Annotated in this window: 24 protein-coding genes, 1 tRNA gene and 2 pseudogenes; 11 read left to right on the top strand and 16 right to left on the bottom strand. The window is 59.7% G+C overall.

Going from position 1 to position 26,302, the window contains the following annotated elements; all coding sequences use genetic code 11:
* Positions 1-4: 4 nt before the first annotated feature.
* The 3 genes from ACZ1HN_RS15085 to ACZ1HN_RS15075 form a co-directional block, all read right to left on the bottom strand.
* Positions 5-1,648 carry a sulfatase-like hydrolase/transferase gene (locus ACZ1HN_RS15085; RefSeq protein WP_472728096.1) on the bottom strand — a complete coding sequence of 548 codons (1,644 nt, stop codon included), beginning with the start codon at positions 1,646-1,648 and terminating at the stop codon, positions 5-7.
* Between the two features lie 6 nt (positions 1,649-1,654).
* A complete protein-coding gene (gene nrtS, locus ACZ1HN_RS15080) occupies positions 1,655-1,897 on the bottom strand; it encodes a nitrate/nitrite transporter NrtS (protein WP_472728095.1) in 243 nt (80 codons plus the stop codon).
* A 346-nt stretch (positions 1,898-2,243) separates the two neighbouring features.
* A complete protein-coding gene (locus tag ACZ1HN_RS15075; protein WP_472728094.1) occupies positions 2,244-2,591 on the bottom strand; it encodes an NADPH-dependent F420 reductase in 348 nt (115 codons plus the stop codon).
* A 20-nt stretch (positions 2,592-2,611) separates the two neighbouring features.
* On the opposite strand from ACZ1HN_RS15075, the gene ACZ1HN_RS15070 reads away from it, so the two are divergent.
* Positions 2,612-2,881 (top strand): winged helix-turn-helix transcriptional regulator, encoded by a 270-nt coding sequence (locus ACZ1HN_RS15070; RefSeq protein WP_472728093.1) that lies wholly within the window; start codon positions 2,612-2,614, stop codon positions 2,879-2,881.
* Between the two features lie 5 nt (positions 2,882-2,886).
* On the opposite strand, the gene ACZ1HN_RS15065 is transcribed toward ACZ1HN_RS15070, so the two are convergent.
* From ACZ1HN_RS15065 to ACZ1HN_RS15045, 5 genes and pseudogenes are all read right to left on the bottom strand, one after another.
* A tRNA-Gly gene (locus ACZ1HN_RS15065) sits at positions 2,887-2,960 on the bottom strand.
* A gap of 36 nt (positions 2,961-2,996) precedes the next feature.
* Positions 2,997-3,749, bottom strand: a pseudogene (locus ACZ1HN_RS15060) (class I SAM-dependent methyltransferase); the annotation flags it as partial.
* Positions 3,750-3,832: 83 nt separating this feature from the next.
* Positions 3,833-5,873 (bottom strand): annotated as a pseudogene (locus ACZ1HN_RS15055) (ASKHA domain-containing protein).
* Between the two features lie 166 nt (positions 5,874-6,039).
* The gene (gene speB / locus ACZ1HN_RS15050) at positions 6,040-6,996 is read right to left on the bottom strand and encodes an agmatinase (RefSeq protein ID WP_472728092.1); all 957 of its coding nucleotides are present in this window, start codon (positions 6,994-6,996) and stop codon (positions 6,040-6,042) included.
* Positions 6,980-7,966 carry an acyl-CoA desaturase gene (locus ACZ1HN_RS15045; protein ID WP_472728091.1) on the bottom strand — a complete coding sequence of 329 codons (987 nt, stop codon included), beginning with the start codon at positions 7,964-7,966 and terminating at the stop codon, positions 6,980-6,982. Before ACZ1HN_RS15045 ends, speB begins: the two co-directional genes overlap by 17 nt.
* Before the next feature lie 105 nt (positions 7,967-8,071).
* Between ACZ1HN_RS15045 and guaB the strand changes: the two genes are divergently transcribed.
* The 3 genes from guaB (at position 8,072) to ACZ1HN_RS15030 (ending at position 13,185) form a co-directional block, all read left to right on the top strand.
* Positions 8,072-9,520, top strand: coding sequence for an IMP dehydrogenase (gene guaB, locus ACZ1HN_RS15040; protein ID WP_299198531.1), 1,449 nt, complete (start codon positions 8,072-8,074; stop codon positions 9,518-9,520).
* A gap of 44 nt (positions 9,521-9,564) precedes the next feature.
* Positions 9,565-10,725 (top strand): RsmB/NOP family class I SAM-dependent RNA methyltransferase, encoded by a 1,161-nt coding sequence (locus ACZ1HN_RS15035; protein WP_472728090.1) that lies wholly within the window; start codon positions 9,565-9,567, stop codon positions 10,723-10,725.
* Between the two features lie 252 nt (positions 10,726-10,977).
* On the top strand, positions 10,978-13,185 hold the full coding sequence (locus ACZ1HN_RS15030; RefSeq protein WP_472729332.1) for an ATP-binding protein: 2,208 nt from the start codon (positions 10,978-10,980) through the stop codon (positions 13,183-13,185).
* 5 nt (positions 13,186-13,190) lie between these two features.
* On the opposite strand, the gene ACZ1HN_RS15025 is transcribed toward ACZ1HN_RS15030, so the two are convergent.
* Entirely contained in the window at positions 13,191-13,790 is a 600-nt protein-coding gene (locus ACZ1HN_RS15025; RefSeq protein ID WP_299201090.1) for a gamma-glutamyl kinase, read from the bottom strand.
* 198 nt (positions 13,791-13,988) lie between these two features.
* Between ACZ1HN_RS15025 and recA the strand changes: the two genes are divergently transcribed.
* From recA to ACZ1HN_RS15005, 4 genes are all read left to right on the top strand, one after another.
* Positions 13,989-15,068, top strand: coding sequence for a recombinase RecA (gene recA, locus ACZ1HN_RS15020; RefSeq protein WP_299198488.1), 1,080 nt, complete (start codon positions 13,989-13,991; stop codon positions 15,066-15,068).
* Positions 15,069-15,237: 169 nt separating this feature from the next.
* Positions 15,238-17,925 (top strand): alanine--tRNA ligase, encoded by a 2,688-nt coding sequence (gene alaS, locus ACZ1HN_RS15015; RefSeq protein ID WP_472728089.1) that lies wholly within the window; start codon positions 15,238-15,240, stop codon positions 17,923-17,925.
* 1 nt (position 17,926) lies between these two features.
* On the top strand, positions 17,927-18,214 hold the full coding sequence (locus ACZ1HN_RS15010; protein WP_299198442.1) for a DUF1330 domain-containing protein: 288 nt from the start codon (positions 17,927-17,929) through the stop codon (positions 18,212-18,214).
* A 226-nt stretch (positions 18,215-18,440) separates the two neighbouring features.
* A complete protein-coding gene (locus ACZ1HN_RS15005; protein ID WP_472728088.1) occupies positions 18,441-18,992 on the top strand; it encodes a hypothetical protein in 552 nt (183 codons plus the stop codon).
* A gap of 38 nt (positions 18,993-19,030) precedes the next feature.
* On the opposite strand, the gene typA is transcribed toward ACZ1HN_RS15005, so the two are convergent.
* The 3 genes from typA to ACZ1HN_RS14990 all read right to left on the bottom strand — a co-directional run bounded on the left by typA (position 19,031) and on the right by ACZ1HN_RS14990 (position 21,723).
* Complete coding sequence (typA, locus tag ACZ1HN_RS15000) at positions 19,031-20,848, bottom strand: translational GTPase TypA (RefSeq protein WP_299201087.1); 1,818 nt, start codon at positions 20,846-20,848, stop codon at positions 19,031-19,033.
* Positions 20,849-20,917: 69 nt separating this feature from the next.
* The gene (locus ACZ1HN_RS14995; protein WP_299198416.1) at positions 20,918-21,253 is read right to left on the bottom strand and encodes a DMT family transporter; all 336 of its coding nucleotides are present in this window, start codon (positions 21,251-21,253) and stop codon (positions 20,918-20,920) included.
* Between the two features lie 11 nt (positions 21,254-21,264).
* Entirely contained in the window at positions 21,265-21,723 is a 459-nt protein-coding gene (locus ACZ1HN_RS14990; RefSeq protein ID WP_472728087.1) for an Lrp/AsnC family transcriptional regulator, read from the bottom strand.
* Positions 21,724-21,837: 114 nt separating this feature from the next.
* Between ACZ1HN_RS14990 and ACZ1HN_RS14985 the strand changes: the two genes are divergently transcribed.
* Both ACZ1HN_RS14985 and ACZ1HN_RS14980 read left to right on the top strand, forming a co-directional pair.
* Positions 21,838-22,044 carry a DUF6356 family protein gene (locus tag ACZ1HN_RS14985; protein WP_472728086.1) on the top strand — a complete coding sequence of 69 codons (207 nt, stop codon included), beginning with the start codon at positions 21,838-21,840 and terminating at the stop codon, positions 22,042-22,044.
* A gap of 3 nt (positions 22,045-22,047) precedes the next feature.
* The gene (locus ACZ1HN_RS14980) at positions 22,048-22,881 is read left to right on the top strand and encodes a class II glutamine amidotransferase (RefSeq protein ID WP_472728085.1); all 834 of its coding nucleotides are present in this window, start codon (positions 22,048-22,050) and stop codon (positions 22,879-22,881) included.
* Here the strand turns inward: ACZ1HN_RS14980 and ACZ1HN_RS14975 are convergent.
* From ACZ1HN_RS14975 to ACZ1HN_RS14960, 4 genes are all read right to left on the bottom strand, one after another.
* A complete protein-coding gene (locus tag ACZ1HN_RS14975; protein WP_472728084.1) occupies positions 22,878-24,092 on the bottom strand; it encodes an NADP-dependent isocitrate dehydrogenase in 1,215 nt (404 codons plus the stop codon). The genes ACZ1HN_RS14980 and ACZ1HN_RS14975 overlap by 4 nt on opposite strands.
* Before the next feature lie 100 nt (positions 24,093-24,192).
* Entirely contained in the window at positions 24,193-24,768 is a 576-nt protein-coding gene (locus ACZ1HN_RS14970; RefSeq protein WP_472728083.1) for an HD domain-containing protein, read from the bottom strand.
* Complete coding sequence (locus ACZ1HN_RS14965; protein WP_472728082.1) at positions 24,765-25,004, bottom strand: hypothetical protein; 240 nt, start codon at positions 25,002-25,004, stop codon at positions 24,765-24,767. The genes ACZ1HN_RS14970 and ACZ1HN_RS14965 overlap by 4 nt, the downstream gene beginning before the upstream one ends.
* A complete protein-coding gene (locus ACZ1HN_RS14960; protein WP_299198384.1) occupies positions 25,004-25,657 on the bottom strand; it encodes an alpha/beta hydrolase in 654 nt (217 codons plus the stop codon). Before ACZ1HN_RS14960 ends, ACZ1HN_RS14965 begins: the two co-directional genes overlap by 1 nt.
* Before the next feature lie 158 nt (positions 25,658-25,815).
* Between ACZ1HN_RS14960 and iscR the strand changes: the two genes are divergently transcribed.
* Complete coding sequence (gene iscR / locus ACZ1HN_RS14955; protein ID WP_299198381.1) at positions 25,816-26,277, top strand: Fe-S cluster assembly transcriptional regulator IscR; 462 nt, start codon at positions 25,816-25,818, stop codon at positions 26,275-26,277.
* Positions 26,278-26,302 lie beyond the last annotated feature (25 nt).

The raw sequence follows: 26,302 nt of genomic DNA, 5'->3' as shown, positions 1-26,302 counted from the left end.
TGGATCAGTCCTTGAGGTGGGTCTGGCGGGCTGGGCCGCGATACTTTTGTGTCAGTTTTTCATCGACTTCCGTGCCGTCCTTGAGGTGGATCAGGATGCCTTTGCCGTTTGAAGCGCCGCGCATTGCCTTGATCTGGTCTTCGGACCGTGTGGTGCGTTGCGACATGCGCAGGCTCCAGTCATGGAGATGCGTGAGCAAGCGGGCTTCGATGGCAACGTGGGCGTCGGTCTTGGCAAGGTCGATCAACTCGTCCGGATCCGTTTCGAGATCGAACAGCATGTTGCGCAGGCCGGGGGCCGCGCAGTGCATCAGCTTATACCGCCCGTCGAACACCATGAAGAGGCGGCAGTCGCGCGGCTCCAGCCCCAACTTCACCGCGACGGGTTGAGCCGAGAAGTCGTATTCGGAAATCACGTAGTCGCGCCAGTCGGGCGTCTCACCTTGCAGCCACGGCAGCAGGCTGCGTCCTTCGATGATGTGGTCGGGCACGGTGCCACCTGCGGCCTCAACGAAGGTGGCGGCGAGGTCGATGGATTCGACCAGTGCATCGCATGTGGTGCCGCGGGTGCTGTTCGCAGCCTCGCGCGGGTCATAGATGATCATGGGCACCTTGACGGAAGGGTCGTGGAACAGGTTTTTCTCACCCAGCCAGTGATCGCCCAAATAGTCGCCGTGGTCCGAGGTCAGCACGATCATGGTGCTGCCCATCTGGCCCGTCGCTTCCAGGTGATCGAGCAGGCGGCCCAACTGGTCGTCGCATTGCTTGATCAGGCCCATATAGGCGGGGATCACCTTGGCCCGCACCTCTTCATCCTGAAAGGCGCGTCCTACGGGGCCGTTCATGAAGGTGTCAAAGACCGGGTGCGCATTGATCCGTTCGCCGTCGGCGCGGGTGGCGGCGGGCACGTGGTTGGGGCCATACATGTCGTGGTAGGGTGCGGGAACGATGTAGGGCCAGTGCGGTTTGATGTAGCTAAGATGCGCGCACCATGGGCCGGTCGCCTGATCGATGAAACGGATCGCTTCCGAGGTGAGCCACGGCGTTTCGCTGTCCTCCTCGCGGATGTTGGCGGGCAGGTCGGTGTTGTCGAAGAACCAGCCGGATGCGATTTGTCCGTCCTTAACACTGGCGTTGGCGTAGTCGGCCCATGGGTTGCTGCCGTCATACCCTTTTGACTTGAGGTATTCGTTGTAAGGGCTTCGCCTTTCATCATAAAAACCGTCTGGACCTTCGGCCCAGAGCCCGTCGTCACGCACCCATGGGTCGAACCCGCATTCCGAGGTGCGCACGCCGATCACGCTATCTGCGTCTAACCCCAGCCGTTCCATCCCTTCGGCATCGACCGTCATATGCGTCTTGCCGATCAGGTGGCAGGACATGCCGATCTTGCGCAGGTGATCGCCCAACGTGTGTTCCCCCACACGTAAGGGAAACCCATTCCAGTGGGCGCCATGAGATGCAGCGTAGCGTCCGGTATAGAAACACATCCGCGATCCGCCGCAGATCGGGGATTGGACATAGGCGTTGGTGAAACGCACGCCCATTGCCGCCACCCGGTCGAAATTCGGCGTATGCAGATGCGGATGCCCGGCACAGCTGAGGTAGTCGAACCGCAGCTGGTCATACATCACAAACAGGATGTTCAAAGTGGATCAGTCCCCGAGGTTTTGCAGCCGCTCCCGTACGGCCATGACCGAAGAGTAGGTGGAGACGGAGTAGGGCACAAGGAAGGTCAGCGCGCATTTCAGCCACGCACTGGCGTCCATCTGGCCCGCAGCCATCCGATCGCCGTGGTTGATCACCGCGATGACGATGCCGACGACAAGAGCAATCTTGGTCGCGCGCCTCATCACCGTGCGGTCGGTTGCGATTTGCCATGTGTTGACGTGTGGCACGGTGCACATCTCCTTTTGGGCAAAAGTGGACCAAACGGTTCCTAAATCAAGGCCACACCTGCATGCGCACGCGATAGTGATCTGTAGCGGTGGCAGGCGGGTCGACCGCCTGCCATCTCTTTCAACCTTGGTGGTACAGGAAGGCGGCATTTGTCCCGCCGTTCTGACCCGCAGCTATCGCGATGTTCAAATGCGCCATCGCCCCAAGGTGCTGGCTGATCTACAACGGGCCGGTCACCACCGGGGTGAGCCCCATGCGCGCAGTCAGCGATTTGACAGTGTCCACGGCGTCTGCGTCATTTTCCGCGATGAAAGCCGTCGCGGCCCTGCCATCCCGGTTCAAGCCTCACTTTGTCATGATGTCCCCGAAGATGGTGTTGAAGGCTTTGACCACCCGCGCCTGAGGCAGCCAATCCGGCACATTTTCACCCGCCGAGGTGGACTCGCCAAGCTGCAGCGGGCTCCAGTCATCATTTAGCGGATTGGTCGCATCAACAACGATCTTGTTGCCAATAGCAGCTGCGAGTGGAACCAGTGTGTCCCGCGCTGCGGTATAGGGTATGGCGAGGATCACCATGTCGCTGTCGGCGCAGGCACTTGCCAGACTGACCTGTTCTTTGACCGGGCGGGGTACGACTGTCCAGCAAAATGGTATGCCCGGCTTCGATGCCGAGCTTTGCCAAGGCCTGCCCATCGCGGCAGTTCTTTGCCTGATTGGCAGAGAAATGGACCTTGTTGGTGATTGTTGCCCTGGCCGATGGGCCTGAACGCTTTTGCGCTCTACGGCGGCGTTTGGATGGTGTGACGCAGAAAATGCTGACCCAAACTTTGCGCAAATTGGAAGCCGACGGCCTGGTCCATCGGAAGCCGTTCGACGAAATGCCGCTGCGCGTTGAGTATAGCCTGACAGACCGCAGTGCGGACCTGTTACCCCATATCCGGGCACTCAAGGTATGGGCGGAAGTCAACTATCCTGAAGGGTAAGGTTGTGGAGCGGGTAACGGGAATCGAACCCGTAACTAAAGCTTGGGAAGCTGCCGTGATACCTTTTCACCATACCCGCGCTCGGGGCTTGGGATAGGCGTGGGGGCGGCTGGCGTCAAGCGGGTTTGCGTGCGCTGTAGATGTGGATGCAGGCCGGAATGCGCAGCCCGTCATCGGTGTCGAATTGCGCGATGGCGTCGGCCACGGCGGATTGCACCTGTTGGGCGGCTTCGGCGTCCACGCCGTGGTGGCGCACGGCCGCTTCTGCCGGTCCGATCTGCATCATCAACGCCGCGGTCTCGGCTACATCGCCCACCGATGTCAGGTCGACCGAGACTGTTTCAACGTCCGTGTTCTTCAGCCCGGCCTGTGCCATTTGCGCCAGTATCCGCGTGCTGTCCTCGAACGCGAAGGGGCCGGGCAGCGTGCGGTCCGTCTTGGGCATGGGCCCCAGCACGCTGGCGGCCGCCTTGGCCGGTACCATGAAATAGGGGTTCTGCGGCGCGGGCCCCCATGCCGCGAAGGTCATCCGCCCATTCGGGGCAAGGGCCGCATTCAGGTTGGAGAGTGCCGCCACCGTGTCGTCAAAGAACATGACGCCAAAGCGGGAGATCATCGCGTCGAAAGGTTTATCAAACCGGTGTGTCTGAGCGTCCGCTTTCAAAAGTGCCGCGTTCGTCATGTCCGGCAGTCGTGCCGCCGCCAGGTCCAACATCGTTTCCGAGATATCAAGCCCGGTCACATGGCCCTGGCTGCCCACCGCGCGTGCTGCGGCCACGACACTGACACCCGTACCGCAGCCGATATCCAGCACCCGGTCACCGGGCCGAAGGGCGGCTTGGTCCAGAACCAGGTCGAGCACTGGGGCCAGAAGCGTGTCCATCTGCGTCTGCTGCGTGACCCATTTCGGACCGGCGGCATCGGTCCAGAACTCTTCCTGCTCCGCATTGCTCATGCGCGTCTCCGGCGACGGCGCCCACCACCTGCGGTGTCGCCGCCGGTGTTGAAGCTGACATTGGGCAGGTCGACGATCCCGTTCAGGATCGGGAATGGATCGGCGGAGTTGGGGATGGCGGAGGCGTTTACGAGAATGCTCCTGGAAGCGCGGTTCGATGGCGGTTTCGACTTTGTGGATACGGCGGACCGTCTCTTCGATCTCGCCCCGGGCGTCGCGGTTCAGGAGCGCGATGCGCGCGCCGGTTCCGGCGGCGTTGCCCGCCGAGGTTACCTTGTCCAGCGGGGCGTCGGGGATCATGCCCAGCACCATGGCGTGTTTGGACGAGATATGCGCGCCGAATGCGCCCGCCAGCACGACCCGGTCGACCTGATCCACGCCAAACTTGTCCATCAGCAGTCGCGCGCCAGAGTAAAGCGCGGCCTTCGCCATCTGGATGGCGCGGATGTCAGGGTTGGTGACGGTGATCTTTGGCCCGCCGATGGCGGTGCCGTCATGCAGGACATAGGCTTGGGTGCGCCCGTCGGGCACGCAGCGATCCGACCCGGTCTGCGCCGCGCTGCCGATCAGGCCCGAGGCGTCGAGCAGTCCGGCCAGCCGCATTTCGGCAATGGCTTCGATGATGCCAGAGCCGCAGATGCCGGTGATCCCGGTGCCCGCGGCGGCGGCCTCGAACCCGTCTTCGTCGGACCACAGATCAACCCCGATGATGCGAAAGCGCGGTTCCTTGGTGACCGGATCAATCTCGACCCGTTCAATTGCGCCGGGGGCGGCGCGCTGGCCTGCGCTGATCTGCGCCCCTTCAAAAGCGGGTCCGGTGGGGGAGGAACAGGCGAGTACCTTGTCCTTGTTTCCCAGCAGGATTTCAGCGTTGGTGCCCACATCGACCACCAGAACCAGGTCTTCTGACTTGTCCGGTGCCTCGCTGAGTGCCACGGCAGCGGCATCTGCGCCCACATGGCCCGCGATACAGGGCAGCAGGTAAATCCGAGCGGAGGGGTGGATGTTCAGGTCAAGGTCATCGGCCCGCAGGCGCAGCGCGTTCGATGTGGCAAGGGCAAAGGGGGCCTGACCCAGCTCGAACGGATCGATGCCCAGCAACAGGTGGTGCATGACCGGGTTGCAGACAAAGACAGCGTCCACGATCAGGCCCTTGTCAATCTCGGCCTCGGTCGCGATCTGGGTGAAAAGGGCGTTCATTCCCTCGCGCACAGCTGCCGTCATTTCACCCGCGCCGCCGGTGTTCATCATGCCGTAGCTGACGCGGCTCATCAGATCCTCACCAAACCGGATCTGCGGGTTCATGATACCCGAGGAGGCCACGACCTCTCCGCTTGTCAGATCACACAAGTGCGCGGCGATGGTGGTGGACCCTAGATCGACAGCAAGGCCATAGACCGCGCCTTCGTAATAGCCGGGCCATATATGCATGATCCGCGGCGCGTTTTCGTCATCGCCGAGGTGGATGGCGACGGTGACTTTCCACGCGCCCTTGCGCAGCACCGGTTGCAGGTCCTGAAGGATGTGCAGATCGGCGTGGATGTTCTTGATGCCCCAATCGGCCTCGATGGCGCCGACCAGCCGCTCCAGATCGCCCGAGGGGTCGTGCATGTCTGGTTCGGCCACCTCGACATAGTAAAGCTTGGTCGAGGGGTTCATGACGATGTCGCGCGCCTCGGCCCGTTTGCGCACCACCTGTTTGTGCACCTGGCTTTCCGGGGGCACGTCAATGACCACGTCGCCCTGCACCGTGGCCTGACATCCCAGGCGGCGGCCATCGATCAACCCGCGCTTGGATTTGTAACGCTCTTCGACCTTGTTCCATTCCGACAGGGCATCGTCGGCCACGGTCACACCGTGCTTGGGAAACTCGCCATAGCTCGGCGTGATCTGGCACTTGGAACAAATCCCGCGCCCGCCACAGACGGAATCAAGGTCGACGCCAAGCTGGCGGGCGGCAGTCAGTATCGGCGTGCCGACAGGAAAACGCCCGCGCTTGCCGGACGGGGTAAATACGACGAGTGGATCAGTGCTCATAAACGCCTCGGTGACCTTGCCTTTCCCTACAATAGTCAGCCCGACCGCGGGGGAAAGGTGTCAAACGACATGGCCCGGTTCCAGGGCGGCAGATTGCGCCTTCTTCTGGCGGAAAATACCTCGGGGGTGAGGCGCTATGCGCTGAGGGGGCTGGCCCCCTTGCACGCTAGTGAGACGCGCGGGCGTGAAAGATGAAGCCCAACAGGTTCATCAAAACCTGTGCGGCCAGAATGGCGGTTGAGCCCGTTGGGTCGTAGTCGGGCGCCACTTCAACCAGATCAATTCCCACGATGTCGTGCCGTTTCGCCGCCGCTTGTAGCATCTCCAGCACGTCATAGTACAAAAACCCGCCATGGCTTGGCGTGCCGGTGCCGGGCGCAATCGAGGGGCAGAAGGCATCGATGTCGATGGTGACGTAGAGCCGCGCGCCCTCGGGGATGCGGTCAATCACTGTTTTGGGCCCAAGCACGCGCGCCTGACGGACCGAGAGGATGTCCGAGCCCATCGCGCGCGCATCATCGTAGCCTTCCTTGGCGGTCGAGCTGACATTGCGGATGCCGACCTGCGTCAGCCCGGTCACGTAGTCACACTCTGCCGCGCGTCGCATGGGGTTGCCGTGGCCATGCCGCACGCCGTGGCGTTCATCGACAAAATCCAGGTGTGCATCGATCTGAAGAATGTGGATGTCACCCTGACCGTCAAAGGCCCGGATGCAGGGGATGTTGACCGAATGATCACCGCCAATGGTGACGGGCATGGCACCTGCGGCCAAGGCGGCCCGCACACCGGCTTCAATGTTGGCGTGGCTGCCTTCCGTATCCGTGTGGATGATGTCCGCGTCGCCCATATCCACGATCCGCACGGTTTCGGGCAGGTAGGTCGCGTCATCCTCGTGATCGTAGGCCCCGGCATGGCCAAAGCTGAACAGCGTGGACGCCTCGCGCACCGCCCGCGGGCCGAACCGGGCGCCCGAACGCCATTGCGTTCCGGCATCAAAGGGCGCGCCCAGGATTGCCACATCCGCATTGAGCGCTGTCCAATCCTCGGCATAGGGGCGTTTGCCGAAGGTCGATATGCCGACAAATGGCAGGTTCAGTCGGCCGGTATCATATGTATTTGTCATGGGGCTGGACCATGCCCGCGCTTTCGGTGCCGCTGCAAGCCCCGTTCTGCACGCGGGTGAGGCCGGGGCGATCCGGTTCGTCACCGGGTGTTTTGACGTTCCATACCAAACCAAAGGTCTCGAGCGTGGAGATAAGCCAGAACCCCGGGTCGATCTGACCTTTTTCGACGCCGAGGCGGGCGGAATAAGGGAAAGCGTGGTGATTGCCGTGCCAATTCTCTCCAAAGGTCACAAGGCCCCAGCCGGGTACGTTGAAACCCTGTACCGGCAGTCCTGCAATGACCCAACCCTGGTGTCCGCGTCGATGGGCGACATGGCCGATCCACCAATGGCCAACGAGAGAGGCAACAATACGCAGGCTGACGCCCCACAGCACCCAAGCCCATCCCCCAAAGGCAAAGAGCAATAGAGCGATAGGCAGGTTCTGCAGCCACCATATGCGCTCCATCCAGACATAGATGGGATCTTGGGCCACGCGCTGCTCGAGCACAAAGCGTGGGGGGCAGGCGAGGTCATAGCGACAGCAAAGTTGCCACCATGCGTCTTTCAGAAATCCGGCGCGATGCGCTGGATGTGCCGGACATGTGCGCTGACGTTGATGCCAGTCGCGCATGTCGTGGGTCCGGATCATGCCGATCGGACCGGCCATCCCGACACATGTGCCCAACCAGACCAAAATGTATTCGATCAGACGATGCGTCTCGAAGCTGCGGTGGATCAGCAAACGGTGCATGCCCACGGAGTGGCCCGCGCAGACGGTGAGTGCGGTCAGCAGCAGAAAGACCACCGCCGCGTCCCACTGCGGAAATACCAGAATACCCACTATCCCCAAGACGCCATGGCCGGTGATCCACAGGGTTTTCGGCAGATCAGTGCGGATCGTTCCACGCATGTTGCACGTGCCCGGCTCCGAGACGATGCGCTCGGTATCGCAAAGGGTGGGCATGTGGGACAGTTTTTCAGTGTGCATGAAGGGCAGCGTGGCGCGTTGAAATCTTGCGCGCAATAGGGCTTCCCATTTTTGCAGGTCCATGAAATAGGGAGGCGTCAAACGAACCCTCCCAAGGAGACCCCCATGGAGATTCGCGAGGCGCTCACCTTCGATGATGTTCTTCTGGTTCCGGCCGCGTCCAGCGTGCTGCCCACGACCGCTGACACCCGCACGCGGGTCACCCGCAGCATTGATCTGAATATCCCGCTGCTCAGCTCGGCCATGGACACAGTGACCGAGGGGCGCATGGCCATCGCCATGGCGCAAGCTGGCGGCATGGGGGTCGTGCACCGCAATCTGGATATCGCGGCACAGGCGCAGGAGGTCCGCCGGGTGAAGCGGTTCGAAAGCGGGATCGTCTATAACCCCATCACGCTTAACGCCAATCAGACCCTCGCTGACGCGCGCGAGTTGTCCGAACGCTATGGGTTCTCGGGCTTCCCCGTCGTGGATGAAAATCGGCGCGTTGTCGGGATCGTGACCAATCGCGACATGCGCTTTGCCGAGAATGACAAGACGCCTGTATCGGTCATGATGACCACGAAAGATCTTGCCATCCTGCACGAACCTGCGGACCGGGACGAGGCGATCAGCCTGATGAAGGCGCGACGGATCGAAAAGCTGCTGGTGACAGATGCCGAGGGCAAGCTGACGGGTCTGTTGACCCTTAAGGACACCGAAAAGGCCGTGTTGAACCCGACCGCCTGCAAGGACGATTTGGGGCGTTTGCGTGTGGCGGCGGCTTCGACCGTTGGGGACGCTGGCTTTGAACGGTCGCAAGCCCTGGTCGATGCCGGTGTCGACATGATCGTGATCGACACAGCCCACGGGCATTCCGAAGGTGTCGCCGAGGCGGTGCGCCGGGCCAAGAACCTGTCGAACGAGGTGCAAATCGTCGCTGGCAACGTCGCCACGGGCGAGGCCACACGCGCTCTGATTGATGCGGGTGCGGATGCGGTCAAGGTGGGCATTGGACCCGGGTCGATCTGCACCACGCGGATGGTGGCGGGCGTGGGTGTACCCCAGCTGACTGCTATTATGGATTGTGCCGCTGCGGCGGGCGATGTGCCGGTTATTGCGGATGGCGGAATCAAGTTCTCAGGCGATTTCGCCAAGGCCATCGCGGCGGGCGCATCCTGCGCAATGGTGGGCAGCATGATCGCGGGGACAGACGAATCTCCGGGTGAGGTCATTCTGTACCAGGGCCGCAGCTTCAAATCCTATCGCGGCATGGGCAGCCTTGGCGCGATGGCGCGCGGGTCTGCCGACCGGTATTTCCAGAAGGACGCGGCCAGTGACAAGCTGGTGCCCGAAGGGATCGAGGGGCAGGTGCCTTACAAGGGATCGGCGGGTGCCGTCATCCATCAGTTGGTGGGTGGTTTGAGGGCTGCAATGGGCTACACCGGTTGCGCGACCGTCGATGAGATGCGGAAAAACTGCAACTTCGTGAAGATCACTGGCGCGGGCCTCAAGGAGAGCCATGTGCATGACGTACAGATCACGCGCGAGTCGCCGAACTATCGGGCTATGTGAGGAAACAAGGTGTTACGGTGTGAACTTCACGTGAGTTTGGCGCAATGACACCCGGTGCACGCGTCGCTGCGGCCATCGAAGTACTTGACGCCATCGACGCTGGACAACCGGCCGAAAAGGCACTGACCCGCTGGGCGCGTGCCAGTCGGTTTGCCGGTTCCAAGGATCGTGCGGCCATCCGTGATCACGTTTTTGATGTGCTGCGACACTGGCGTAGCGATGCTGCGCGCGGTGGCGCGGACAGCGGGCGCGCACGCATGATTGGGCGATTGCGCGACCAAGGCATTGACCCTGACACATTGTTTGATGGTCGAGGGTATGCGCCCGCACCTTTGTCCGATTTGGAGCGTGAAAGAAGCAAACCGCTTGATCCTCAGGGTGTCGCTTGGGATCTACCGGATTGGCTGGTTCCAATCTTTGAAAACAGTCTTGGAGACGATGCCGAACAGACCGCACGCGCCTTGACTGGACGTGCGCCCGTAACCCTCAGGGTCAACATGTCCAAATCCAGCGTTGCCGACGCTCAATTGGCGTTGAAAGAGGACGGTATTGAAACCATTGCCAATCCGCGTGCGGCAACGGCCTTGACAGTTATCGAAGGCGCGCGCCGTGTTCGGCACGCGCTGGCCTACATAAACGGTCTTGTGGAGATACAGGATGCGTCAAGCCAAGCTGCAGTCGCTGGTCTTGGCACTCCCGGCAAGGCGCTGGACATCTGCGCGGGCGGTGGTGGCAAGGCGTTGGCTATGGCTGCGCGTGGCTGGTCTGTGACTGCCAGTGATGTTGATGCGTCCCGGATGAGCGACCTGCCTGCACGGGCTGCGCGCGGGGGGCATGATATCAAGATTTGTCCGTCCGGAGGTCTGGCATCCAGTCCGCCGTTTGATCTGGTGTTTGTCGACGCCCCTTGCTCGGGGTCTGGGACATGGCGGCGCGCGCCTGATGCGAAATGGGCACTGACCCAGGACCGTCTGGATGATCTGACACGTATTCAAAGCGAGATACTGGCCCAAGCTGCAGCGCTTGTCGTGCCGGGTGGAACGCTTCTGTATGCAACTTGTTCCGTGTTGCGTGAGGAAAACGAAGAGCAGGTGCAAAACTTCGTCGATGGGGCCGCAGACTTCAGCATAGATGCGACACAGCGTTGGGCTGTTGACGAGTGGGGCGATGGTTTCTTTGCTACCCACTTGACACGCGCTGGTTGAGAAGGGCTTACTCAACCTCAGGTTTATCGTGCTGGGATGTTTCGCCTTTGGCGTCACTTTCTGGATGCGCAGAAACGGACAGGGCTTAAGAGGCAGTTAACCGTTTTGGTCGCAGAAAGGCACAACGAATCGAGAGAGACGAGGTGCCTGGTGCCCGACAGTGTGGGATCGCCATTCAATTTGACACGGCCCGACAAGGACGGCTCGCATCGGGCCATCAGCCTTCTGGGCGCGGCTGTATTGCTTGGCGTGATGGGCGTTCTTGCACCCGATCGTTTGATACAGATGGGCCTGTTGGCGGCTTCGCTGGCCGTAATGGGCCTTGGCTTTGCAGTCACGTTGCAGGCCCGAAAATCCCGATCGCGCCACGAAAGCACGATATCTTCCATCGCCGCCTTTATTGAAAAAGACGCGTCGCCCAGCTTTGTGTGCACAAGTGACGGCGAGGTGTTGCAAGCCAATGCGGCGGCGCGACAGACCTATGCCACCCGTAAGGGTGAGACGATGGCAGGCACGTTGCGCAATACCTTTGCGAACCCGGGTGGTATTTTGTTCCGGCTGAGGAAGCAGGCCGAGATTGATGGGGCCGCACGCGAGGATATCGTGACACGCAAAGGGCACATGCGCATTGCTGTACACGAAATGGAAGACGACACGCTGCTTTGGCGGCTTGAGGCTGCGCCGGATACAGGACAAGGGCGCGGTGCCGACGGCCCTGGTTTGCCGATGCTGATGGTCGGTCGCACAGGTGCCGTTCTCTATATGAACGAAAGTGCCCGCAAACTTGTCGGTGGGCGGATCAAAACACTTGAAGCCGTTATCGAACAGGTTCCAGTGAAATTGGGATATGTGAACCCTTTGACGACGCCGGATGGTCCGGTTGACGTTCTTGTCACGCAGGTCGATGCGGGTGCGGGGCGCCGGGCCTATTATCTTCTGCCGCCGCCAACCGAAGGCGACGATGAGAAATCAGGCAGTTGGGCATCGCTTGAGGATTTGCCCGTGCCGCTGGTCCGGTTTTCGCCCGCCGGTGATGTGCGTGGCTTTAATCGCTGCGCATCCGAGTTGATTGGAGACGCGCTGGCGGAAGATAAACACATTTCCGATCTGATGGCTGGTCTGGGGCGTCCGATCAGCGATTGGCTCGAAGAAACGGTGTCGGGGCGGGCGGTTCAGCAATCGGAATTCCTGAGGTTAACGCGTTCGGACAAGGAAATGTTTGTTCAGGTCGCGCTCAATCGGATGAATGAAGATGGTGAAGTGTCCGTAATCGCTGTCCTTGCTGATGCGACCGAACTCAAGACACTTGAAGCGCAGTTCGTGCAGAGCCAGAAAATGCAGGCAATTGGTCAGCTGGCGGGCGGTGTTGCCCATGATTTCAACAATCTGCTCACCGCGATTTCGGGCCATTGTGATCTGCTGTTGCTGCGTCATGACCAAGGCGACCCGGACTATAGCGACCTTGTGCAGATCAATCAGAATGCCAATCGCGCCGCTGCTCTTGTGGGCCAGTTGCTTGCGTTCTCTCGCAAGCAAACGCTGCGCCCGGAAGAGTTGGATCTGCGCGACACGATGTCGGATCTCACACATCTGCTGAACCGTTTGGTGGGAGAAAAGGTCACGCTGAACCTGTCCCACGATCCAGTTTTGAAGCCCATCCGCGCCGACAAGCGACAATTGGAGCAGGTTTTGATGAACCTCGTCGTCAACGCGCGTGACGCCATGCCGGATGGCGGCGAAATACAGATCGAGACCGAGTGTATGACCTTGTCCGAACCACTGGAACGCGATCGGGTGAGTGTACCCGTTGGCGATTATGTGTGTCTGCGCGTCGTTGATCAGGGCGTGGGCATCTCTGCCGACAAGCTGCAAAAAGTGTTCGAACCGTTCTACACGACAAAGAAAACCGGGGAGGGCACCGGCTTGGGTCTTTCCACCGCCTACGGGATCGTAAAGCAGACAGGCGGGTTCATCTTTGTCGACAGCACGCCGGGGCAGGGCACTTGCTTTTCAATCATGTTCCCGGTCCTTGAAGTGACAACGACGAAAGCGCCTGCTGCGAAGGTGCCAACGCAGATGGCAGAGCCGAAACATGGCGATGGGGTGATTTTGCTGGTCGAGGACGAAGCACCGGTCCGCGCTTTCGCCAGTCGCGCCTTGCGGCTGCGCGGGTATACGGTGCTTGAGGCCGACTCGGCCGAGGCAGCCCTCAAGACATTGGAGGATGCGTCTCTGAACGTTGATCTTTTTGTGACGGATGTCGTCATGCCCGGAAAAGATGGCCCCTCCTGGGTACGAGAAGCGCTTCAGGAACGTCCGGATGTGCGCGTCGTCTTTGTCTCGGGTTACGCCGAAGATCGTCTGACGGATCAGCAGCGGGAGATTCCAAATTCGGTTTTCCTGCCGAAACCGTTTTCACTGAACGATCTCGCAGAGACGGTACACCAGCAGCTGCATTGAACGCGTCAGGTTGTCGGAATGCTCTCATAAAGGGCGAACTCTTCGGCAAATTTTCGGCGAAACCGTTTTTCCACGTCAGGTGACAACTCCAGCGCGCGTGCGGGCGAGACGTTTTCCTGTCCCAACTCAAAAGTCACGCCAAGCCGTTCCGTCAGGAACGTTTGCAATCGCTGTTGGTCCTCGTATCGAAACAGATGTGTTACACCTGTTCCGTTCGGCTGGCGTTCAAGAAATTTGTATTGGCTTCCGACGTCTGCGAACGGTGGTTTGTTGCCTTTCATATATGCCAGCACAAAATCGTCAAAGCTGATGTCGTGGGTGGCATTTGGTTTGCCTGCCATAAACGGACGTTGCCGATATCTCCACCAACTGCCCAACCAACTTATCGGGTCTCGCATAACGGCCATGACATCCAGGTCGACATCGCAGACATTGAGAAACATGGGGCGGATGAATCGGTTGTAACGGTAAACCGGCGCATGTTTCAGCGCGGGAGGCTCGGAAATGATCAGGTCCGCATGCGGCGCCAGCGCGGCTTCATAGGCCGACGTGCCCGTTTTGGGCACGGCTAGAAACGCCAGCTTTGCCTTGTAAAACACCAGCATTTCCTGCCCCGTTCTGCTTTTCTTCATCTTTGCCTTGGCGCGTAAACTACTCCTTAACCCGTGCCGGCAAAAGGTAGTTACGTAGAAATTTATTGAAATGTTCCCGATTTGATCTCATAAGGAACACAAGGAGAACATCGAAGCAGCCTCGGCAGTGATTGCCGCCCCCGGGCGGGTATGACACAAAGGACCAAAGCAATGGCAACGGCAGACCTTTTGACAATGACAGACAAGAAATCGGCAGACAAACAAAAGGCGCTCGACAGCGCACTGGCCCAGATCGAACGTCAGTTCGGCAAGGGGTCGATCATGAAGCTGGGTGACGAGAACGCCATTCAGGACATCAAGGCCAGCTCGACCGGCTCGCTTGGCCTCGACATCGCGCTTGGCATAGGCGGCTTGCCCATGGGGCGCATCGTCGAGATCTATGGCCCTGAATCGTCAGGTAAAACCACGCTGACCCTGCATTGCGTGGCTGAACAGCAAAAACAGGGCGGTGTCTGTGCCTTTGTCGATGCTGAACACGCGCTGGACCCGCAATATGCCAAGAAGTTGGGCGTAAACATTGATGAGCTGCTGATCTCGCAGCCGGACACCGGTGAACAAGCGCTTGAGATCACTGATACGCTGGTGCGTTCCGGCGCCGTGAACATGGTGGTTGTTGATTCTGTTGCTGCTCTGACGCCGAAGTCAGAACTCGAGGGCGACATGGGTGACAGCAGCGTTGGCGTGCAAGCCCGCCTGATGAGCCAGGCGATGCGCAAGCTGACCGGGTCGATCAGCCGTTCCAACTGCATGGTGATCTTCATCAACCAGATCCGCATGAAAATCGGCGTCATGTTCGGCTCGCCCGAAACGACGACGGGCGGCAATGCGCTGAAATTCTACTCCTCCGTCCGGCTCGATATCCGTCGTATCGGCGCGCTTAAGGATCGTGATGAGGTTGTCGGCAACGCGACGCGCGTCAAGGTTGTTAAGAACAAGGTGGCACCGCCCTTCAAGCAGGTGGAATTCGACATCATGTATGGCGAAGGCATCTCGAAAATGGGCGAACTGCTCGACCTTGGAGTGAAGGCTGGCGTGGTCGAGAAATCGGGCTCCTGGTTCAGCTATGGGGACGAACGGATCGGGCAGGGGCGTGAGAACGCCAAGACCTTCCTGAAGGAAAACGGCCGCATCGCCTATGACATCGAAGACAAAATCCGAGCGGCGCATGGGCTCGACTTCGATATGCCCAAGCATGAGCAGGTCGAGGACGACGATATCCTCGAGGCCTGATCGGTCGGGCACAGGGGACCGGGCCCAGAACGTCCCCGGCGCGCCAGACGTGGTGCGGACAATATCCGGAACGGGGTGTCGCGACGGCGGCGCCCCGTTTCGTTTGTGGACACTGTCCGCCCTCGGGGCTATGTCAGGGCAACTGATCTGACGCCCCGGGACCATGCCCATGCCATCGCTCAATGACATCCGTTCGACCTTTCTGAATTACTTTGAAAAACAAGGGCATGCCGTTGTGCCTTCCAGCCCGCTGGTGCCGCGCAACGATCCTACGTTGATGTTCGTGAACTCGGGCATGGTGCAGTTCAAGAACCTGTTCACCGGGCTTGAGCGTCGCGACTATACTAGGGCAACAACAGCGCAGAAATGTGTGCGCGCCGGGGGCAAGCACAACGACCTGGACAATGTGGGCTATACCGCCCGCCACCACACGTTCTTCGAGATGCTGGGGAACTTCAGTTTCGGCGATTATTTCAAGCACGAAGCGATCCCCTTCGCATGGAACCTGATCACGGGCGAGTTCGGAATTCCCAAGGAACGGCTTTATGTCACCGTGTATCACACCGATGATGAAGCGTTCGAAATCTGGAAGAAGGTTGGCGTGCCCGAGGACCGGATCATCCGCATCGCGACCTCCGACAACTTCTGGCAGATGGGGCCGACCGGTCCCTGCGGTCCGTGTACCGAGATTTTCTATGATCACGGCGACCACATCTGGGGCGGCCCGCCCGGCAGCCCGGAGGAGGATGGCGACCGCTTTATCGAGATCTGGAACATCGTTTTCATGCAGAACGAGCAGTTCGAAGATGGGTCAATGGTCGATCTGGAGATGCAGTCCATCGATACCGGTATGGGGCTGGAGCGCATTGGGGCGTTGCTTCAAGGCAGTCACGACAACTACGACACAGACCTGTTCAAGTCGCTGATCGAAGCCTCCGCAGATGTGACGGGCGTTGATCCCTATGGCGACCAGAACGTGCATCACCGGGTGATTGCAGATCACCTGCGCTCGACCTCGTTCCTGATTGCGGACGGCGTGATGCCGTCGAATGACGGGCGCGGATACGTGCTGCGCCGGATCATGCGCCGCGCGATGCGGCATGCGCACCTTTTGGGGGCCAAGGACCCGGTCATGTACCGGCTGGTGCCTGCCCTGGTGCAGCAGATGGGCGCGGCTTATCCGGAATTGGGTCAGGCGCAGGCGTTGATCACGGAAACGCTTCAAGCCGAGGAAACCCGGTTCAAGCAAACACTCGACCGAGGGCTGAAGCTGCTGGATGATGAGGTCGCCGGGCTGGCCGATGATGCTGATCTGCCCGGAGCCGCAGCGTTCAAACTCTATGACACCTATGGTTTCCCGCTTGATCTGACGCAGGATGCCTTGCGTGAAAAGGGGCGTGGGGTGGACACGGAAGGCTTTGATGCCGCCATGGCCGAGCAAAAGGCCAAGGCACGTGCCGCGTGGTCGGGATCTGGCGAAGCTGCCGATGCGACCGTCTGGTTCGATTTGGCAGATAGTCACGCCGCCACCGATTTCTTGGGCTATGACACCGAAATCGCTGAAGGGGTGGTGCTTGCCATTGTCAGCGAGGGTGCTGAAGTCCCATCACTGGATGTCGACGGAGGCGGTGCCTGGGTCGTCTTCAATCAGACCCCGTTTTACGCGGAATCGGGTGGGCAGGTTGCCGACCATGGGCATGTGCGGATCGTCGAAGGAAGCCAGGAAGAATACGAGACTCGATTTTCCGGACATGTAAGCGACGTGCAAAAGCGGGCTGGCGGGCTTTATGCTCACTACGTCACGGTGGACAGCGGTCAACTGGCTGTTGGTGATCCCGTTCGGCTCGAGGTTGATCACGCGCAGCGCACGACAATCCGTGCAAACCACTCGGCCACGCACCTGCTGCATGAAGCGCTCCGGAATGCACTTGGGGATCACGTGGCGCAGCGCGGCTCGCTCAATGCGCCGGATCGCCTGCGTTTCGACTTTAGCCATGGCAAGGCGATGAGCCTTGAAGAATTGAACACGGTCGAGGCTGAGGTAAACGCCTATATCCGCCAGAACGCACCGGTCGAGACTCGGATCATGACGCCCGATGATGCGCGTGACCTGGGAGCGCAAGCGCTGTTCGGCGAAAAGTACGGTGATGAGGTGCGTGTGGTGTCCATGGGCACCGAAGCCGGATCGGGCAAAGGCATCAGCGGCGATACCTATTCGCTTGAATTGTGCGGCGGCACGCATGTGCGCCAAACGGGCGATATCGGGGCTTTCGTCACGTTGGGTGACAGCGCGTCCAGCGCCGGTGTGCGCCGGATCGAGGCGCTGACGGGGCAGGCCGCGATGAAACACTTGCGTGATCAAGAAGGTCTCTTGGCTCGAACGGCCACCGAACTGAAAGCGCAGGCCCAGGATGTGCCGGCCCGCGTCAAGGCGCTCATGGACGAACGCAAGGCGCTGGCTGCCGAAGTGGCGCAGCTGCGCCGTGATCTCGCGATGGCGGGTGGCGGGCAAGCCGCGCCCGAAGCTGAGGATGTGAACGGAACACCGTTCCTCGCGCAGGTGCTGAGCGGTGTGACAGGCCGTGATCTGCCTGCACTGATTGACGAGCACAAAAGCCGCATGGGCACCGGCGCGATCCTTTTGATCGCGGATGCAGATGGCAAAGTGGCCGTGGCTGCGGGTGTCACTCAGGACAAGACTGACAGCGTGAACGCTGTGGATCTGGTCAAGGCTGCCGTGGTGGAGCTGGGTGGCAAGGGCGGTGGTGGTCGCCCGGACATGGCCCAGGGCGGGGCCAAGGATGCAGCAAATGCCGACGCGGCCATCGCAGCTGCCAAGGCGGTCATGGGAGGATAAGATGCCAGCACTCTGGATTGCACATGTCACGGTGACGGACGAAGAGGCATACAAGAAATATGCAGCAGGCGCGACGGTCGCTATCGCCAACCATGGCGGCACCTTCATCGCCCGGGGCGGGCGTTACGTGCAGCTGGAAGGCAAGGACCGGCCCCGCAATGTCGTGGCCCGGTTCCCCGATGTCGAAACGGCCGAGCGGTGCTACCATTCCGACGCGTATCAAGCCGCACTTGAACATGCGCGCGGCGCATCGGAACGCGAACTCTTGATTGTCGAAACGACTGAGTAGCCGTTTGTCGGCGTGCACCATCGTTTCCAACGTCTGACAGAAATCCCGAAAGGCGAGTTTTTCGACTCACGCTTGTGTGATATAGTGCATCTCACGGCGCAATTGTCGCGTCGTTGATCGTTGGGACGGGGGTTGTGCCCCGCGCGACATCTCGCCCCTGAATTCAAACATGCACTTCTTTTGCGCCCCACGGGGCGTTTGTGCCCATTTCTGGGAGGAATTCTTTATGTCTTTGGCAAATCTAAACGTTTGGGTGACCGCCCTTGATGATCCATGCAAGATCAGCAGCCGCACCTGGTACATCAACATCTACAACTGCGATGGATCGATCCTGCGCTGGTGCGACCGGGAATATGCCGTCATTCCCGCGCCTTGTGGCCATCGCAGCATTCGCGTGCCCCCAGGGTGCTATCGGATCAACGCGGTCTGGAGTTTCCGCATCGGTGATGGATTTTACTACGTCAATCATTTCACCGACAGCGCGGTGGTTCAGGCGTGCTGTGACAAACATCAATGCGTCACGCTGTTCAACCCAAGCGCACATCGGTGCGGGCGCATCTTTTTGGCTGCGGTTCAGGACGCCGTACAACAAGAGGCGATTCCGAACGACGCGGCACAATTGGCAGAGGACGGGATCGAACAGGTGCTCAAACACATTCCGCGTCCGGCACGGCCGTTCGAGTTGGGTCATCTGGACGAGATCGAGAAGCGCGTGCGTGCTGCCGAAGAGAAAGGTGGCGATAAAGACGACACCGGCGTTTTCCCGTTTGACGACTGATCACCGACTAAGGGAGGGCGGTGTGTCCGCCTTCCTGATCAGCTGGCCCTCGCCATCCGCTTGCGTTCGTGGGGGTCCAGATACCGCTTGCGCAACCGCACGGCATTCGGCGTGACTTCGACCAGTTCATCGTCGTCGATGTAAGCGATTGCTTCTTCCAGTGACATGGTGATCGGTGTCGTCAGGCGCACTGCTTCGTCCGTGCCCGAGGCGCGCACGTTGGTCAGCTTCTTGCCCTTCAGCGGGTTCACTTCCAGATCGTTGTCGCGGCTGTGTTCACCAATGATCATGCCTGTATAGACATCGGCCTGCGCCCCTATGAACATGCGGCCCCGCTCTTCTAGGTTCCAGAGGGCGAAAGCGACGGATTGGCCATTTTCCATGGAGATCAAGACGCCAGCGCGACGGCCCGGGATCGGTCCCTTGTGGGGCGCCCATTCATGGAACACGCGGTTCAGCACGCCGGTGCCGCGCGTGTCGGTGAGGAATTCGCCGTGATAGCCGATCAACCCGCGCGACGGCACATGGGCCACGATGCGGGTCTTGCCGGCCCCGGCCGGTTTCATCTCGACCAGATTGCCCTTGCGCACGCCGGTCAGCTTTTCGATGACCGCGCCTGAGTATTCATCATCCACGTCAATCGTGGCTTCTTCGATGGGTTCGTGCCGGACGCCGTCGATCTCTTGAAACAGAACCTGCGGGCGCGAAATGCTGAGTTCAAATCCCTCGCGGCGCATGTTCTCGATCAGAACACCCATCTGCAATTCGCCGCGGCCTGCCACTTCGAAGGCGTCGCCGCCCGCGGTGTCGGTGATCTTGATTGCAACGTTCGATTCCGCTTCTTTCATCAGGCGGTCACGGATCACACGTGATTGCACCTTCTTGCCGTCACGACCCGCCATGGGCGAGTCGTTGATGCCAAAGGTGACGGTGATGGTTGGTGGATCGATGGGTTGTGCGGGCAGGGCCTCGCTCACGGATGTCGCAACGATACTGTCGGCCACGGTCGCCTTTGACATGCCAGCAAGCGTGACGATATCGCCCGCTTCGGCCAGATCGATGGGCTGCTGGCCCAGCCCGCGGAAGGCGAGGATCTTGGTGCAGCGGAAGTTTTCGATCAGGGTGCCATCGCGGCTGAGCGCCTTGACGGTTTCGCCCGCTTTCAAGGTTCCGGATTCGACACGGCCCGTCAGGATACGGCCAATGAACGGGTCCGATCCCAAAGTGGTCGCCAGCATGCGGAAGGGTTCGTCCTTGGCTGCGACTTGTGCCGGGGCAGGGACGTGATCCACGATCAGATCAAACAGCGCCGAAAGGTCCTTGCGCGGGCCATCTAGCTCCATGTCTGCCCAACCTGAGCGGCCCGAAGCGTACATCGCCGGGAAATCAAGCTGGTCATCATCCGCACCAAGGTTGGCAAAGAGGTCAAAGCATTCGTCAAGCGCGCGGTCCGGCTCTCCATCGGGTTTGTCGACCTTGTTCAGAACGACAATGGGGCGCAGGCCCAGCGCCAAGGCCTTGGAGGTTACGAACTTGGTCTGCGGCATCGGCCCTTCGGCCGCATCCACCAGCAGGACAACACCGTCGACCATGGACAGGATACGCTCGACCTCGCCGCCGAAATCGGCGTGGCCGGGCGTGTCTACGATGTTGATGCGCGTGCCCTTCCACTCGACGGATGTCGCCTTGGCCAGGATGGTGATCCCGCGCTCGCGTTCCAGGTCATTGCTGTCCATGGCCCGTTCGGTCGTGGCCTGGTTGTCGCGGTATGTGCCGGACTGTTTCAGCAATTCGTCCACAAGCGTGGTCTTGCCGTGGTCGACGTGGGCGATGATGGCGATGTTGCGCAGATCCATGGACGGGCCTCATGAGTTGTTGCCCGGCCCATATAGCGCCGCAATGCAGAATGAAAGGGTCAAAGACCCCTAGTGTGTCGCCGTTGTAGAGAAGAGCTGAATCACCACAATCCCTGTGATGATCAATCCCAGTCCAAGCACGGCAGCCAGATCAAGGACCTGCCCAAACACCGCAAAGCCGATCAAAGCGATCAGAACGATCCCCAGCCCAGACCAGAGGGCATAGGCAATACCGACGGGGATGTATTTCAGCGCAATGCCCAGAAAGTAAAACGCCACCCCATAGGCCAGAACGACCAGCAGCGTTGGACCCATCCGCGTGAACTGGTTGCTGGCTTGCAGGGCGGTGGTACCGATCGTCTCGGCGGCGACGGCCAGAACAAGGTAAACATAGTGAAGGGGCATTGGCGTGTCTTTCAGATGGGCAGTGCTGTGCTGTCCTTGATCTCTTCCATAACGAAGCTGGCAGACACGTCTGCAATGGGCACGTGGTGGATCAGCTGTTGGTACAGGTCATCGTAACCCGCCATGTCTGATACGCGCGCCCGGATCAAATAGTCCAGATCACCGGTCATCCGGTAAACGCTCAGAATGCCGGGAATCGTCTGGACAGCCCTGTTGAACCGCTGTTGCCAGTCGGGGTCGTGGCTTTGTGTGCGGATTTGCATGAACACCATCAGGCTCAGACCGACGGCTGTCGGGTCCAGCAATGCCACCCGTCCCTTCACCGCGCCACTGTCTTCAAGCGCGCGCACCCGTCGCCAGCATGCATTCCGGCTGAGGCCAACCCGTTCCCCGAGCGTTTCAAGTGAAACACCCGCGTCCTGCTGCAACTCGCGCAGGATTCGCATGTCGATGTCATCAAATGTCTTCATAACCCTTATGTTGGTGGGATCATGTCACAACACAAGGGGCCGGACGGGGTCAAATTGGGAAAAAAGGATGCCTGCACCGGCATAGGATGATCGAAACCAATTCAGGAGTTTCAGATGCTGACCCGTGTGTTTCTGTCCCATCCCCGTAGCGTGGATGAAAGCTATGCCCAACATGCCGTTTTCGCGGGCGGATTTGCTGCCCGTTTGCTTCTGGCCAGTGGTGCGGCGCTGATCCACGCTGTGATCCCCTGCCTGTTCGAAAAAACAGCGAGCAACATGATCGCTGGGATGTATGCCAAGACCCACAATCGCGGTCGTTGATCCATGTGCAGATGGGCGGCTTACACGGGCGCACCCTTGTTCCTGTCAGACATGATTGCAGAGCCAAAGCATTCGCTGGTCAATCAATCCTTGTCGGCCGAGGAGTGCAAGACAGCCGTCAATGCGGATGGGTTTGGTTTGGCATGGTATGCCCATAGGCCGGAACCGGGGCTGTTTCGTGATGTCTATCCGGCATGGTCGGATCCCAACCTGCAATCCATCGCCCGTCAGGTGAAATCTGGCATGTTTCTGGTGCATGTGCGGGCGTCGACAGAGACGGCAACCAGTCGCAACAATTGTCACCCATTTGCCCTTGGACGCTGGTCCTTCATGCATAACGGTCAGGTCGGTGGATTCGGTTCGTTTCGCAAGAAGGCGGATATGCTGATCACGGATGCGTTGTATGAGCATCGCAAAGGTGCCACGGATTCTGAAACCCTGTTCCTGTTGGCGGCGGGTGCCGGGCTGGACACTGACCCTCAGCGGGCGTTGGAACACGCGGTGCACCAGCTTGAAACTCTGTCGATGCGCCACGGGACGGCCCCGCATATGCGGCTTAGCGTTGCCTTTTCCGATGGTAAAACGCTCTACGCAGCGCGTTATGCATCTGACGACAAGTCGCCGTCGCTCTATTATCGATGGAAGGAAAACTGGCAGGGATGGGCCATCGTGTCCGAGCCGTTTGACGATCAACATGACGGATGGACCGCAGTTCCACCGGGCACTTTTTGCAGTTTCGGCCCCGATGGCGTGCGCACGGCTTCGTTTCAGCCGCGGCGCTTTGGCGACCCCACGTATAGTGCAGCAGGGTCGCCAGACAGTCTGGAGCTGGTTTAACCAGCCAGCGCCTTGTTGAGGTTTTCGTCGATCTTCTCAAGGAAGCCCATGGTGGTCAGCCAACCCTGATCGGGACCGACAAGCAGCGCCAAATCCTTGGTCATGTGGCCGGACTCAACGGTGTCCACAATCACCTTTTCCAATGTCTCGGCAAAGCGCTTGAGCTGCGCGTTTTCATCAAGCTTCGCCCGGTGCTTCAGGCCGCCTGTCCAAGCATAGATGGACGCGATGGAGTTGGTCGAGGTCTGCTCGCCCGCCTGATGCTGGCGGTAGTGGCGGGTGACGGTGCCGTGCGCGGCCTCGGCCTCGACGATCTTGCCATCGGGTGTCATCAACTGGCTGGTCATCATGCCAAGCGAGCCGAAGCCTTGGGCCACAACATCTGACTGCACATCGCCATCATAGTTCTTGCAGGCCCAGACAAATCCACCATTCCACTTGATGGCGCAGGCCACCATGTCGTCGATCAGGCGGTGTTCGTACCAGATTTTCTTCGCTTCGAATTTTTCCTTGAATTCGGCGTCATAGACCTCTTGGAAGATTTCAAGGAACCGCCCGTCATATTGCTTAAGGATCGTGTTCTTGGTCGACAGGTAGACCGGCCAACCAAGGTTCAGGCCGTAGTTGAAGGACGCACGTGCAAAGTCGTAGATCGACTTGTCGACGTTATACATGGACATGAACACGCCCGCGCTGTCGGCCTTGTACACTTCGTGCTCGATCTCGGTGCCGTCTTCGCCAACGAACTTCATGGTCAGCGTGCCTGCACCGGGGAATTTCATGTCCGTGGCTTTGTACTGGTCTCCAAAGGCATGACGACCCACCACGATGGGGCGTGTCCAGCCGGGGACCAAGCGGGGCACGTTGCGGCAGATGATCGGCTGGCGAAAGATCACGCCGCCCAAGATGTTGCGGATGGTGCCGTTGGGGCTGCGCCACATCTTCTTGAGGCCAAACTCCTCGACCCGTGCCTCATCCGGGGTGATGGTCGCGCATTTGACGGCGACGCCCACCTCCTTGGTCTTTTCGGCGGCATCGATGGTGATCTGATCTTCGGTCTTGTCGCGTTCCTCGATCCCCAGATCGTAGTAGAGCAGGTCGATATCCAGATAGGGTTCGATCAGCTTCTTCTTGATGAAGTCCCACATGATGCGGGTCATCTCGTCCCCGTCCATTTCGACAATGGGGTTCTCTACCTTGATCTTGGTCATGGATGGGTCCTTTGCAGCACTATCGGTCCTGCGTAGCGCTTAGCGGGTTGGAAGGCGTTTGGAAAGACTGTATGCAACGGTATACAGAAATTACGCTGCACTAGAGCGCGTCAAAGAACGCACTGATGCGTTTGCTGGCATAATCCCACAGTCCCGGTGCGCCACGCTCAATCTTAGTTCCGACGCGGGTGGCAATGGTTTCTTCGGTGACATTGTAGTCTGTCCAACTGCCACCGCCCGACGCGAGGTTCAGCATCGGTGGTTGAAACCGGTCCAGCGCTTTCGCAAACTGCGCAGTCGGGGTTTCGGCCGCTTCGAACTCTTCCCAGATCGGGCGCAACGCCTGGGCAATATCGACAGGCAAAAGGCCAAAGATGCGATCGGCCGCAACCTGTTCCTGTGCCGCGACGGTAGCGGCATCTACGTCTTCGAAGATAGGGTTGTCGCCTGCATCAATCTCGACCAGATCGTGGAGGATCAGCATCTTGATGACGCGGTTGATGTCGACATCAGGGCCCGCCTGATCCGAAAGGACCAAAGCATAGAGGGTCAGGTGCCAAGAATGTTCCGCGCTGTTTTCCGCCCGGCTGCCGTCAGCGAGGGTCGTTGCGCGAAGGATGGACTTGAGCTTGTCAGCCTCATTGAGAAAGGCGATTTGCTGGTCCAGCCGCGTCACTCAGATGCCTGTTCCGCGCGATGCGTCTTGAGTTTCTGCGCCAGGAAGCGGCGGCCGGCGTCATTCGCCATTCGCGTACGGATCGCCGTCAGGAATGCCTCTTCGAGCGTTTGGGACGATGCGCCCAGCACATCGCCCACTTCCATGAACAAGCGGTCGTTGCCCAGCTCGTTCTGCACAGCCAGACATTCCTCGGCCAGCTTGTTGGCCATTTCGACGACAACGGGGTCAGCCATTAACGCGTGGTCTCTGTCAGACGCCGTTTCACATAGTCGGTCGTGTTGCCGATCAAAGTGTCCAGGTGCGGCTCTTCAAAGAAGTGGCCGGCCCCTTCGACCTGCGTATGCGTGATGGTGATGCCCTTTTGCTCATGCAGTTTGGACACCAGCGCCTCTGTATCCGCTGGCGGCGCCACCCGGTCGGAGGTGCCGTTGATGATCAGGCCCGAAGACGGGCAGGGCGCTAGGAACGAAAAGTCGTACATGTTGGCGGGGGGCGACACTGAGATGAATCCAGTGATCTCGGGCCGCCGCATCAAAAGCTGCATGCCGATCCACGCGCCGAACGAAAAGCCTGCAACCCAGCAGTGCTTGGAATTGTTGTTCATCGACTGCAGGTAGTCGAGGGCCGAAGCGGCATCGCTCAGCTCGCCGATACCCTGATCATATTCGCCCTGGCTGCGTCCGACACCACGGAAGTTGAAGCGCAGAACAGTGAACCCCATGTTGTAAAAAGCGTAGTGCAGCGCGTGCACCACCTTGTGATTCATGGTGCCGCCAAACTGCGGGTGCGGATGCAAAACGATGGCAATCGGCGCATCACGTTCTTTTTGGGGGTGGTAGCGGCCTTCGAGGCGGCCTTCGGGTCCGGGAAAAATGACCTCGGGCATATGGTGTTCTGTCCTCGCGCGTCTTTTTTTGGGTTCCGATTTCTTGACGAAATTGATCGGGCACCTTAGAACGGTTCTAACTTATCCGACAGGTCATACATCCTGCAGTGGCAACGATGTATGGCCTTGTGTCGGTGACGTCAATTGGGGGTTTTGAGATGAAACTGTCGACCAAAGGGCGCTATGCGATGGTGGCGCTGGCTGACATCGCGATGCAGCCGGGCGATCAGCTTGTGAGCCTGGGCGATATCTCGACCCGGCAGGACATCTCTTTGCCCTATCTGGAACAGTTGTTTGTGAAGCTGCGGCGCGCTGACCTGGTGTCGTCAGTGCGTGGGCCGGGCGGGGGCTACAAGCTCGCACGTTCGGCGTCCGACATCCGTGTTGCTGACATTCTGGCAGCGGTCGATGAAAAGGTGGATGCGATGCACAAGGGGGCCGGAGCCACTGGTGCGGCATCTGGGTCCAAGGCGCAGTCGCTGACCAATCGGCTTTGGGAAGGGCTGAGCGCGCATGTCTACGTTTTCCTGCACCAGACGCGGCTTTCGGATGTGATCGGAAACGAATTGGCCCCGTGTCCTGCGGTGCCGAACCTCTTTGCGGTCGTCGATGATGGTTGATGTCGACTGGGGGCCAGCCCCCAGA

Source organism: Tateyamaria sp. GN1-10, assembly GCF_055693845.1.
This window is presented reverse-complemented; position numbering and strand designations above follow the sequence as displayed.